The 12,599-nt window shown below is 69.8% G+C and carries 7 protein-coding genes; 3 read left to right on the top strand and 4 right to left on the bottom strand.

Annotation, left to right across the window (positions count from 1 at the left end; translation table 11 throughout):
- Positions 1 to 362: 362 nt before the first annotated feature.
- Complete coding sequence (locus tag ADK66_RS07175; RefSeq protein ID WP_053653097.1) at positions 363 to 2,327, bottom strand: penicillin-binding transpeptidase domain-containing protein; 1,965 nt, start codon at positions 2,325 to 2,327, stop codon at positions 363 to 365.
- A gap of 285 nt (positions 2,328 to 2,612) precedes the next feature.
- Here ADK66_RS07175 and ADK66_RS07170 point away from each other — a divergent pair, with 285 nt between their 5' ends.
- A complete protein-coding gene (locus tag ADK66_RS07170; protein WP_053653096.1) occupies positions 2,613 to 7,694 on the top strand; it encodes an NAD-glutamate dehydrogenase in 5,082 nt (1,693 codons plus the stop codon).
- 70 nt (positions 7,695 to 7,764) lie between these two features.
- Here ADK66_RS07170 and ADK66_RS07165 read toward each other — a convergent pair whose 3' ends face one another.
- Together ADK66_RS07165 and ADK66_RS32220 are read right to left on the bottom strand one after the other, a co-directional pair.
- Positions 7,765 to 8,457, bottom strand: a complete 693-nt coding sequence (locus ADK66_RS07165; protein ID WP_053653095.1) for a class F sortase — start codon at positions 8,455 to 8,457, stop codon at positions 7,765 to 7,767.
- A gap of 1 nt (position 8,458) precedes the next feature.
- Positions 8,459 to 9,175 (bottom strand): hypothetical protein, encoded by a 717-nt coding sequence (locus ADK66_RS32220; protein WP_231639943.1) that lies wholly within the window; start codon positions 9,173 to 9,175, stop codon positions 8,459 to 8,461.
- Between ADK66_RS32220 and ADK66_RS32215 the strand changes: the two genes are divergently transcribed.
- Together ADK66_RS32215 and ADK66_RS07150 are read left to right on the top strand one after the other, a co-directional pair.
- Entirely contained in the window at positions 9,147 to 9,803 is a 657-nt protein-coding gene (locus ADK66_RS32215; protein WP_231639942.1) for a hypothetical protein, read from the top strand. The genes ADK66_RS32220 and ADK66_RS32215 overlap by 29 nt on opposite strands.
- A gap of 485 nt (positions 9,804 to 10,288) precedes the next feature.
- On the top strand, positions 10,289 to 12,088 hold the full coding sequence (locus ADK66_RS07150) for a glycoside hydrolase family 6 protein (RefSeq protein WP_053653092.1): 1,800 nt from the start codon (positions 10,289 to 10,291) through the stop codon (positions 12,086 to 12,088).
- A 124-nt stretch (positions 12,089 to 12,212) separates the two neighbouring features.
- Here the strand turns inward: ADK66_RS07150 and ADK66_RS07145 are convergent, their stop codons facing one another.
- Complete coding sequence (locus ADK66_RS07145) at positions 12,213 to 12,599, bottom strand: hypothetical protein (RefSeq protein ID WP_053653091.1); 387 nt, start codon at positions 12,597 to 12,599, stop codon at positions 12,213 to 12,215.

Genomic DNA, 12,599 nt, shown 5'->3' with positions numbered 1-12,599 from the left:
GGTACGCGGGGTGCGACCCGGTGGGAGCCGTCAGGTGTCGTGTCCAGCGACGCGGCCGGCACTCCGGCTTCAACCGAGCGGGAACCTGTCGGCCCGCCCGCGTCGGCTGGTCCCGGGCTGCTGCGGAGGCCCTCGCCGGCCGAGCAAAACCACACGAACCGCCGCGAATCCGGCACTGCCTGACCGGTTGCCGGTCGGCACAAGCGGTTGATCGACTCGAGTTCCTGGTAATCGCGGTGTCCCACTAGGTCGGATACCGCGATTACCAAGAAACCGAGTCGATCATCGGCGGAGCTGCCTGGCCGCGCCCAGTGGGGGAGCCGCCGCCACCAGCACCCTGGCCGCCGGGGGCGCTGCGGTCCTCAGGTCGCGGGTAGGGCGCGCAGGAAGCGCTCGGCGATCGGGACGGCCGAGGAGGTGCTGGCGCCGCCCTTCTCCACGAAGACGGCGAACGCGACATCTCCCCGCCAGCCGACGAACCAGGCGTGCGTGTTGGCCGGGTTGTTGTCGTACTCGGCGGTGCCGGTCTTGCCGTACACCTCGCCCGGTACGTCCTTGAGGGCGCTGCCGGTGCCGGCGGTGACCACCTCGCGCATCATCGTGCGCAGCGCCTCGACCGATTCCGGCTTGAGCTGCTCGCCGGCCGGGGCCGGTTTGGCGGGTGCCGGGTCGAGCAGCAGCTTCGGCTGCTCGAATCGGCCCCGGGCGACGGCGGCGGTGGCACCGGCCATGGCCAGCGGGCTGACAAGCGTGGTGCCCTGCCCGAACGAGGCGGCGGCCTGTTCGGCCTGGCTGCCGCCGGTGGACACCTTGCCGGTGAAGACGTCCGTGCCGAGGTCCCAGGGGCCCTCCAGGCCCAGCGAGCGGCCGGCGGCGGCGAGCCCGTCCCCGCCCAGCTTCGGGGCCAGCGAGGCGAACGCCGTGTTGCACGATTTGGCGAAGTTGGTGCGGAACGGCACCTGGCCCAGTTCGAAGTTGTCCGAGTTCTTGAAGGACCGGCCGTCGACGGTGAAGGTCTTCGGGCAGTTCACCGGCCCGTCCAGGCTGACCGCGCCCTGGTTCAGCAGGCCGAGCGTGCTGACCATCTTGAACGTGGAGCCCGGCGGGACCTGGGCGACGAATGCCAGGTTCTCGCCGGCCGGCCCGGGGCCGTTCGCGGCGGCGAGGACCGCGCCGTCACTGATCCGTACGGCCACCAGCGCGGATCGGCGGGACTGGGCGCGCAACGCTCCGTCGGCCGCGTTCTGGACGGCGACGTCCAGGGTGGTCTTCAGCGCCTGGCCGGGCTGCGGCTTCTGTTGGAACAGTTCGGTGCCGGTGGGGGCCAGTTTGCCGCCTTCGGCGGGGCGTTCGACCACCACGGTCAGCCCTGGCGTGCCGCGCAGCCGCTCGTCGTAGCGGCCCTGGAGGCCGCCGTGCCCGACCAGGTCGCCGGCGACGTACCGGTCGGGGTGCGCGGTGAGGTCGTCGGCCTGCGCCGGGTCGACAGTGCCGAGCAGCGCGCGGGCGAACTCCCGGGTCGGTGCCAGGTCGAGCTTGTCGGACACGAACTTGGTGCCGGGCAGGTCGTAGATCCGGGGCTTGATCTGCCGGTACGCCTCCTCGCGCAGGGTCACCACCTCGACGAAGGCGCCCGGGTCGGCCTTGGCCACCCGCTCGGGCAGGTCGGCCAGGTCGACGGCGGGGACGAGGGCCGGGCGGATCGCCTTGAAGCCCGCGTCCAGATCCTTGACGAGCTTTTTGATGTCGGTGACCTGGTTGGGCTGCACGCCGACGCGGATCACCGGCCGGGGCGTCACGATCGGCTGCCCGGCAGCGTCCAGCAGCGCCGCGCGGGGACCGGTGTCGCGGCGCAGCCCCAGCCGGTCACCCTTGGTGAGCTGCTCGTGCACCACCCGGGGCTCCCACATGACCTGCCACTGGTCGTCGTCGCCCTTGACGAGCCGCAGTTCCCTGTCGTACGCCCAGCGGATGTCGCCCGGAAGGGTCCACTCCACCCGGATCGGGGCGGTCGCGATGTCGGCGGTGACCTTCGGCTCGCCCCGGCGGGTAAGCGTCGGCGGGCTGCCGACCAGTTCGCCGGAGAGTTCCTTGATCTCGCGGGTCACGTCGGCTGCCGGCAGCTTGCCGCCGGTCGTGTCGACCACCCCGACTGCCTGAAGATCGCCGTTGCGCCACCCGGTGAGGAAGGCGTCGACGCTGCGCTGCGGCCCGTCGTCGCCGGAGCAGGCCACCAGGCCACCGGCGGTGAGCAGGGTCGCGGCCAGCGCGGCGACCGCCCGGCGGGCGTGATTCGCCCGGTGGGGCCGGGGGTAGGACAAGGTCATGGAGCGGGTCCTTCCGGTCTCGGCTGCCCTGCACGGTAGTACGGCGACGCTGTCCGAGGCGTCCCGTGAGACGTCCGACGTGCGGAAAGAGGGAGCGCGCCGGTGTGATGAACATCGCGCGGCGGGGTATCCGACGACCCGGCCAACCTCGGACCCGCAACGGGTGAAAGGACAGAGTCCCGATCCGGACGTCCGGCCCTTGATCCGCCGATGGAGGAACAGAGCGGCAGGCTTAGGCTGGGCGAGAGTGACCCACAACGCGGTGGGTCGAGGGGAGTGGCACCGATGGACCGGCGTCCGGCGATCAAACCGGAACCCGACCTCCGGCAGGACGACTTCGGCCGGGACGACAGCTTCGATTCGGCGACCGACGGGGACGGCTACGGCCGGCTCGACACGGGAGTCACCGGGCTGACTGGGTCGAGCATCGACACCATCTACGATCTGGGCCTGCCACCGGAGGTGCTGGCCGACGACGTGGAGGACGCCGATCTCGACGAGCCGGTCCCCAACGCGGAGCGCCTCGTGGCCCAGGCCGTCGCGCTCGCCGGGGACGACCACGATGCGGCGACCCTGGTCGGCCGCTTCTGGCGGTTCGCCCCGGACGAAGAGTTGGTCGGCCTCACGGCGGAGGAGATGCTGGACGCGGCCCGGGCACACCGGGACCTGGCCCAGCAGCGGGTCCCCGGTGAGCTGAAGCTACGGATCCACGAGCCGCACGCCGACCAGCACCACACGGTCGTCGAGATCGTCACCGACGACATGCCGTTCCTTGTCGACTCGGTCACCGCGCTGCTCAACTCGTACCACCTGGATGTGCACCTGCTTGTGCACCCGCTTGTGGTGGTCCGGCGCGAGCCGCTGGGTCGCCTCACCGAGGTCTCCGCGGACGTGGAGCCGGACGACGCGATCGCCGGCGACATCGTCGAGAGCTGGATGCGGATCGAGATCGACCCGGTGCGCGACGCCGACGAGCGGGACCGGCTGCGTCGTGAGCTGCAACGGGTGCTCACCGACGTGCGGGAGGCCGTGGAAGACTGGCCGAAGATGCGACAGCGGGCCCTCGCGCTCGCCGACGAACTGGCCTCGGCCCGTACCGCCGACAACCGCCCGCCGGTGCCGGAGAAGGACATCACCGACTCGGTGGAGTTGCTGCGCTGGCTTGCCCACGACCACTTCACCTTCCTGGGCTACCGCGAGTACCGGCTGGTGGACGTGCCGGACGCGAGTTCCTCGGACCCGGTCGACGGCAAGGCGCTGGAGGCGGTGCTCGGCACCGGCCTGGGCATCCTGCGCTCGGACTCGCCGGAGGCCCGGTCGCTGGCGTCGATGACGCACGAGGCGCACGAGAAGGTGCTGGAGAAGCGCCTGCTCATCATCACCAAGGCCAACTCGCGGGCCACCGTGCACCGCTCGGCGTACCTGGACTACATCGGCTTCAAGATCTTCAACGAGGCGGGCGAGGTCATCGGTGAGCGGCGCTTCCTGGGGCTGTTCTCCACCGCCGCGTACCGGACCAGCGTCCAGGAGTTGCCTGTGGTGCGCCGCAAGGTCGCCGAGGTGCTGGACCGCTCCGGCCTGAGCCAGCGCAGCCACTCCGGCAAGGACCTGCTGCAGATCCTGGAGACGTACCCGCGCGACGAGCTGTTCCAGATCAAGACCGACGACCTGTACCACGCAGTGGTCGGTGTGCTGCGGATGGCGGGTCGCCGGCAGCTGCGGGTGTTCCTGCGCCGCGACGCGTACGGGCGGTTCATCTCCTGCCTGATCTATCTGCCACGGGACCGGTTCACCACGCAGAACCGGCTGCGTATGCAGGACATCCTGCTGCGCGAGCTGAACGGCGTCGGGGTTGACTACACGACCCGGGTCACCGAGTCGATGCTGGCGCGGGTGCACTTCATCGTCCGTACCGACCCGACCCGGCCGCCCGGTGACATCGACGCCGACCTGCTGGCCGAGGAGTTGGCCGACGCGACCCGGCTCTGGGACGACGACTACCGGCTGGTGTTGGAGCGCAAGCTCGGCGACGAGCAGGCCAAGCACCTGTTCACCAGGTACGCCGACGCGTTCCCGGAGGGCTACAAGGACGGGCACACGCCGTACGAGGCGATGAAGGATCTGGCCAAGCTGGAGCTGCTTGAGGAGCCCGGCCAGCTGGAGATGCACCTGTTCCGCAAGCAGTTGGCGCCCCGCCCGGGCACCCGTGTGCCCGGTGCGGACCTGGCCGAGACCATGGACGTCCGGTTCAAGGTCTACCGGTACGGGGAGCCGATGATGCTCTCCGCCGTGCTGCCGGTGCTGCACTCACTCGGCGTACGGGTGGTCGACGAGCACCCGTACGAGGTGGACCGCATCGACGGTCGGGTCTACCTGTACGACTTCGGCCTCATGCTGCCCGAGGGGCACCACGAGCTGTCCGAGGTGCGCCCACACGTGGAGAACGCGTTCGCGGCGGCGTGGCGTGGCGAGGCCGAGGTGGACCGGTTCAACGAGCTGGTGCTGCGCGGCGGGCTGACCTGGCGGCAGGTGGTGGTGCTGCGGGCGTACGCGAAGTACCTGCGGCAGGCCGGCACGGTCTTCTCGCAGGACTACATGGAGCAGACCTTCATCGCGTACCCGAAGATCGCCGCGCTGTTGGTGGAGCTGTTCGAGACCCGGTTCGCGCCGGGTGAGCAGAGCGGCGAGCAGCGTCAGCAGCGCAGTGGTGAGCTGGTGGAGACGATCCGGGCCGCCCTTGACGACGTGGCGAGCCTCGACCAGGACCGGATCCTGCGCTCGTACCTGACGGTGATCGAGGCGACCCTGCGGACGAGCTTCTACCAGAAGCGCGCCGACGGGCGGCCGAAGGCGTACGTGGCGTTCAAGCTCGACCCGCAGGCCATCCCGGACCTGCCGGCGCCCCGGCCGAAGTTCGAGATCTTCGTCTACTCGCCCCGGTTCGAAGGTGTGCACCTGCGGTTCGGGCCGGTGGCCCGGGGCGGGTTGCGCTGGTCGGACCGTCGGGAGGACTTCCGCACCGAGGTGCTCGGCCTGGTCAAGGCGCAGATGGTGAAGAACACAGTGATCGTGCCGGTGGGCGCCAAGGGCGGCTTCGTGTTGAAGCAGAAGCCGGGCGACCGGGACGAGGCTGTCGCCTGCTACCAGGAGTTCGTCGGCGCGATGCTTGACGTCACCGACAACATCGTCGGTGGGCAGATCGTTCCGCCGGAGGACGTGGTCCGGCACGACGGCGACGACCCGTACCTGGTGGTGGCGGCGGACAAGGGCACTGCGACGTTCTCCGACATCGCCAACGAGATCTCCAAGGCGCACGCCTTCTGGATGGGTGACGCGTTCGCCTCCGGTGGTTCGGCAGGCTACGACCACAAGAAGATGGGCATCACCGCCCGGGGCGCCTGGGAGTCGGTGAAGCGGCACTTCCGGGAGTTGGGCCACGACACCCAGACCCAGGACTTCACTGTGGTCGGCGTCGGCGACATGTCAGGTGACGTGTTCGGTAACGGGATGCTGCTCTCCGAGCACATCCGGCTGGTCGCCGCGTTCGACCACAGGCACATCTTCCTCGACCCCGACCCGGACGCGGCCACCTCGTACGCCGAGCGCAGGCGGCTGTTCGACATGCCCCGGTCCTCCTGGGAGGACTACAACGCGGAGCTGATCTCGGCCGGCGGTGGCGTCTACTCGCGTACCGCGAAGTCGGTCCCGATCACGCCGCAGGTCCGGGCGGTGCTCGGCCTGGACGACGACGTCACGCAGATGTCGCCGCAGGAGTTGATGAAGGCGATCGTCACCGCGCCGGTGGACCTGTTCTGGAACGGCGGCATCGGCACCTACGTGAAGGCGTCCACGCAGACCAACGCGGAGGTGGGCGACAAGTCCAACGACGCGATCCGGGTGGACGGGCGCAGCCTGCGCTGCCGGGTGGCGGGCGAGGGCGGCAACCTGGGCTGGACCCAGCTCGGGCGCATCGAGTACGCGCTGACCGGTGGCCGGATCTACACCGACTTCATCGACAACGCGGCCGGTGTGGACACCTCCGACCACGAGGTGAACATCAAGATCCTGCTGAACACGGCTGTCGCCGACGGCGAGCTGACCACCGCCGAGCGGGACGAGCTGCTGGCGGGGATGACCGACGAGGTCGCCAAGCTGGTGCTGCGGGACAACTACGACCAGGCTCGGGCGATCAACAACGCCCAGGCGCAGGCAGCCTCGCTGCTTCCGGTGCACCGCCGGATGATCAACGAGCTGGAGCGCTCGGGCGGGCTGGACCGGGCGCTGGAGGCGTTGCCGCCGGACGAGGAGCTGGCGGTACGAGGCGAGTCCGGGCTGACCGCGCCGGAGTTCGCGGTGCTGCTCGCGTACGTGAAGATCGTCCTTGAACGGGAGATCCTCGCCGACGGGGTGGCCGACGAGGCGTGGACGACCGACGTGCTGGTCAACTACTTCCCGACGCCCATGCGCGAGCGGTTCGCCGACCGGATGGGCCAGCACCGGCTGCGCCGGGAGATCGTCACCACGGTGCTCGTCAACGAGGCGATCAACCGGGGCGGGATCTCGTTCGTCTTCCGGGTCGTCGAGGAGACCGCGGCGAACGCCGCCGACGTGATCCGGGCGTACGTGGTGGTCCGCGAGGTCTTCGGGCTGCGCGAGCTGTGGGACGCGGTGGAGGCGCTGGACAACAAGGTCTCCCCGGAGCTACAGACGAGCGTCTACCTGGACACCCGCCGGCTGCTCGACCGCGCCGTCCGGTGGCTTGTCACCAACCGACGCTCGCCGATCGACGTGCCGGCCGAGATCAAGCGGCTGCGCGCCGGGGTGGCCGACCTGCTGCCGGGGCTCGAGGACCTGTTCTACGGCAGTGAGCGGCAGGCCATCGCCGAGCACATCGACTCGTCGACAAAGCGTGGGCTGCCCCGAGAGCTGGCCGAGCAGGCGACCCGGCTGATGTACAGCTTCGGCCTGCTGGACGTGGTGGAGACCGCGACCCGCAGCGGGCGGCAGGTCGGCGAGGTGGCCTCGGTCTACTTCGTGCTGTCCGACCTGTTCCGGGTTGACTCGCTGCTGTCGAAGATCTCCCTGCTGCCGCGCGAGGACCGGTGGCAGACGCTGGCCCGGATGGCGCTGCGCTACGACCTGTACGCCGCGCTGGCCGCGCTCACCGCGGAGGTGCTCGACTCCACACCTGGCGAACTGCCGCCGCACGAGCGGGTGCACCAGTGGGAGCAGTCGAACGCCACCTCGATCCACCGTGCCCGCCAGGCGATGGGGGAGTTCGACGAGTCGAGGGCGGACCTCGCAGCCCTGTCCGTGCTGCTGCGTCAGATCCGCACGCTGGTGCGGACCTCCGGCGCCGCAGCCTGAGTCGGTACGCCGGACGCGGTCCGGCCGGTCGGGTCACCCCGACCGGCCGGACCTTTTTCGCACTCCCAGGTCAGTCCACAAGGGTCGCGAAGGCGACCACGTTGTCCGGGTAGCTCCTGACACTCTCGTCGAACTGACCGCCGCAGGTCACCACCCGCAGGCCGGGCCTGTCGTTCGGCCCGTAGACGAGCTCGGTGGGGAAGGCCGTCTTCGGGTACGCCTTCACCGACTCGACCTTGAAGGTGGCGGGCTGGCCGTCAGCCCGACGCACGGTGATCGTGTCGCCGGGAACGAGGGAGCCCAGGTCGAAGAAGACGGCAGGGCCGAGCTGCGCCGAGTCCACGTGACCGACGATCACCGCGTTGCCGGTCTCGCCGGGGCTCACGCCCGGCTCGTACCAGCCGGCCTGGTCGGCCTGCTCCAACGGGGGGACCTGGACGGTGCCGTCCGGGTTGGTGCCGAGCGGCATGATCGTCGCGTTGACGCCGATCCGGGGGATCTCGATGCTTGTCGGCGTAGCCCGGTTCAGTCCCGCCGGGACACTCCCCGGTGCGGCGGACTCCCCGTCGTCGAGCCGGGGAACGTCGGGGTCGGTGGTCTCGGGACCGGCCTGGGCCAGCGGCTGCGGTGGGCGGGGAGCGGGCGTGGTCTTCAGCGCGGCGCCGATCATGCCGGCGCCGATCATGGCCACTGTGACGACGACGGCCGCGCCGGCGGCACGCCACGGTCTCCCGTGACGGCCGCCGGCCCGTGCCATCGTCACGTCAGACGAGGGAACCATCGGTCCGCCGACGACGCATCAGAACGATCCCGCCCAGCGCGGCAGCGCCGAGCAGGCTCGCGCCACCGGTGGCCAGGCCCCGGTCGGTACCGGTGCTGGCGCCACCGTCACCACCGTCGACCCCACCGTGGGGCAGCACGACGAGCTCACCTTCGCCGCACGAACCCTTGAGCTCGTAGCGACCCGGCTTGGCGTCCTTGTCGACCTTGGCCTCGCCGTAGTACACGAACTCGCGCTCGCGCTCCCAGCCGCCGTCCTTGCCATGGTCGCCGTACTCGCCGCCCTTGTCGCCGTACTCGCCGCCCTTGGAGTCCCAGCCCTTGTCGGAGCCGTACTCGTCGGAGCCGTACTCGCCGCCCTTGGAGTCCCAGCCCTTGTCGGAGCCGTACTCGTCGGAGCCGTACTCGCCGCCCTTGGACTCCCAGCCCTTGTCCGAGCCGTACTCGTCCGAGCCGTACTCGCCGTCCTTGGAGTCCCAGTCCTTCTTGCCTTCGTCCTTGGACTCCCAGTCCTTCTTGCCTCTTCTTGCCTTCGTCCTTGGACTCCCAGTCCTTCTTGCCTTCGTCCTTGGACTCCCAGTCCTTCTTGCCTTCGTCCTTGGACTCCCAGTCCTTCTTGCCCTCGTCCTTGGAGCCCCAGTCCTTGTCGCGGCCGTTCTCCGCGTCCTGGCCGTGCTCCTCGCCCTTCCAGTCCTTGCCACCCTCGTCGCCGTAGGCGTCGGCGGCAGCGCCGCCGCCCTGGCCACCGGGCTGCGGGGAGTCGGCCGGCGGCTGCGGCTTGTCCTTGCCGTCTTCGCCCTTGCCCTCGTGGTCCTTGCCCTTGTCCTTGTCGTCCTTGCCGTGCTCGTCCTTGCCCTTGTCGTCCTTGCCGTGTTCGTCCCGGCCGCGGTCCTCGCGGTCGTAGGAGCCGTCCTCCTTGTTCCACTCGCCGTGGTCCTTGCCCTTGTCGTCCCGCGCCGCCTCCAGCTTGACCTTGCCGGTGACCTTGGACCAGACGAAGGCGTGCTCCTGCCGGTCCGGGCAGATCTCGAGGAGCTTGACCTCGTCGCCAGCCTTCACGACGTGCGGCTTGGCGTAGACCTTGCCGTCGTGGTCCTTGCCGCCGTCGTGGTGCCCGTCGGCGAACGCGATCCCCGGCGCGAACACCAGGAGCGATGCGCCGCCGAGCGCAGCGCCCGCAACGACCTTCCCGAGCATCTTTTTAGCCATGACTTGCGTCACTCCATCCCTGTTGTCCTGAGCCCGACGACAGTCGAGCTACGACCGACGTTAGACGGTTTCATGACTTATGAAGGGAAAGATTCGCGTTTTGACCTTTGCTGCTGGTAAGAGGCTAAGGAGTGCTACGCCGCCTTCTCGGGCTTGCCGTACGTCTTAGGCGCGCCACCGCCCTGCGGCGTCGATAGCGGTGTTCGGCACGCCGCGTGCCGGCCCACCAGCGCTCATCCGGTAACGGCAGGCCCGTCGCTCTCGTGCCGGCAGATCCCGCTCGGGGGTATCGTCCGAGTCGCAAAGGTCGGCCACACGCATCGAGCCATTGCCATGGAAGCGCTCCCATGTAAGAATCGGCGCACGCGGTTCGGGGAGCCACACCGCGCAGGCAGGGCGTCGAGGGCATCCGGTTTCGCCGGACGACATCCGGCCGCCACTGGGCCGGTCCGCGCCGGTCGTTCACCACCACCACAGCAGCCCGTCCGGGTCGGGCACCCCAAAGAATCCCGTTGGCGCCGGCAGCCGTCCGTCCAGGACGTCTCACCGGGCCGTCCCACGCCGGGCCGTACGCGAGCCCGGTCTCGCCCAAGGAGATCAGTGGCATGAATGTGTGGAGAAGGCTGTCCGGCCCACGCCGGACCTTCGCGCTCGCAGGCGCGGGCGTGCTGGTCGCCGGAGGGTTGGTGACGATCCCCGTTACCGCGGCACAGGCCGCGACGCAGTGCGAGATCGTCTACTCGACGAACGACTGGCCCGGTGGCTTCACCGGCAACGTCACAATCAAGAACCTCGGCGACCCGGTCAACGGCTGGACGTTGGGCTGGACCTTCCCCAACTCCAGCCAGCGGGTGCAGCAGGGCTGGTCGGCCGAGTTCACCCAGTCCGGCAGCCAGGTCACGGCCCGCAGCCTGTCCTACAACGGCAGCCTCGCCACCGGTGCGTCGACGAACATCGGGTTCAACGGCGCGTGGAGCGGCAGCAACCCGAAGCCGACGTCGTTCACCCTCAACGGAGTGGTCTGCAACGGCGGTGGCCCGACCACCCCGCCGCCCACCCCCCCCCCGGCAACCACCCCACCCCCGACCACGCCTCCGCCGACCACGCCTCCGCCCACCACGCCTCCGCCGACGACCCCGCCGCCCGGAACCAAGGTGGACAACCCGTACGCCGGTGTTCCCGGCTACGTGAACCCGGAGTGGAAGGCCAAGGCGGACGCCGAGGCGGGCGGAAGCCGGGTCTCCAACAACCCCACCGCCGTGTGGCTGGACCGGATCGCTGCCATCAACGGCACGCCGGACAGCAGCTCCAACGGTGCTTTCGGGGTGCGGGACCACCTGGACGAGGCGCTGCGCCAGGGTGCCGGCTACATCCAGTTCGTGATCTACAACCTGCCGGGCCGGGACTGCTCCGCGCTCGCCTCCAACGGTGAGCTGGGCCCGGACGAGCTGCCCAGGTACAAGGCCGAGTACATCGACCCGATCGCGGCGATCCAGTCCGACTCGAAGTACCGGAACCTGCGGATCATCAACGTCATCGAAATCGACTCGCTGCCGAACCTGGTCACCAACACCACGGGCAACGCGGGTGGCACGGTGATGTGTGACACCGTCAAGGCCAACGGCGCCTACGTCAACGGCGTCGGCTACGCGCTGGCGAAGTTCGGTGCGATCAGCAACGTCTACAACTACGTTGACGCCGGCCACCACGGCTGGCTGGGCTGGGACACCAACTTCGGCCCGACCGCCGACATCCTGAAGACCGCAGCGGTCGCCTCCGGCAGCACTGTCAACAACGTGCACGGCTTCATCACCAACACGGCGAACTACTCGGCGCTGCGTGAGCCGTACTTCAAGGTGACGGACAACGTGAACGGCCAGACGGTGCGGCAGTCGAAGTGGGTGGACTGGAACTACTACGTCGACGAGCTGTCCTTCGCGCAGGCGTTCCGCGACAAGCTGGTCTCGGTCGGCTTCAACTCCAACATCGGCATGCTGATCGACACCTCCCGCAACGGCTGGGGCGGGTCCGCCCGGCCCACCGGCCCGGGAGCGACGACCAGCGTCGACACGTACGTCAACGGTGGCCGGGTCGACCGTCGGCTCCACCTCGGCAACTGGTGCAACCAGGCCGGTGCCGGCCTCGGTGAGCGTCCCCGGGCCAACCCGGAGCCGGGCATCGACGCCTACGTCTGGGTGAAGCCTCCGGGCGAGTCGGACGGCTCCAGCAAGGAGATCCCGAACAACGAGGGCAAGGGCTTCGACCGGATGTGCGACCCGACGTACGGCGGTAACGCCCGTAACGGCAACAACCCGTCCGGTGCGCTGGCCGACGCCCCGATCTCCGGTGCGTGGTTCTCCGCCCAGTTCCAGGAGCTCATGCGCAACGCGTACCCGGCGCTCTGACCGGGAACGCTCCAGCACCACCCGCCGCCGGCAGTAGGTGAGGCACTGCCGGCGGCAGGTCCCCCCGGGTCCCCGACTCGACCGTCACAGGTCGGGTCGGGGACCCACCCCGTTGCCGGCCCGGTCAGGGCACTGTGCGCTCGATCGCCGCCCGGCCCTGCTCGGCCAGGTCACGGCGCGCCTTGTCGAGGTTCTCCCTGGTGAGGTCCTGACCGCGGGCCATCACCAGATCCTCCGGCTCCCAGGGCTGCTCAGCCCCTGTGCGGATGTTGTCACCGGCCGCGCCGGTGCCCGTCCCGGTCGCGCCGGTGCCGGCGGCGTACGGGTCACCGATCAACTCGTCGGTCTCCGGCGCGAGATCCTCCGGCCGGTCCCGGGGCTCGGCGAAGGCCGGATTGTCCCGGTCCGGGCCGCCTCCGGTCCGCAGTTGCGGGACGGTGCTGTCGTCGTCCACCGCAGCGGCCGTTTGCGGGCTCTCTTCCAGCGGCGGTCGGCGGTCGCGATCGGTCAT

This window comes from Micromonospora sp. NRRL B-16802, from assembly GCF_001279555.1.
Classification (GTDB): Bacteria; Actinomycetota; Actinomycetes; order Mycobacteriales; family Micromonosporaceae; genus Micromonospora; species Micromonospora profundi.
This window is presented reverse-complemented; position numbering and strand designations above follow the sequence as displayed.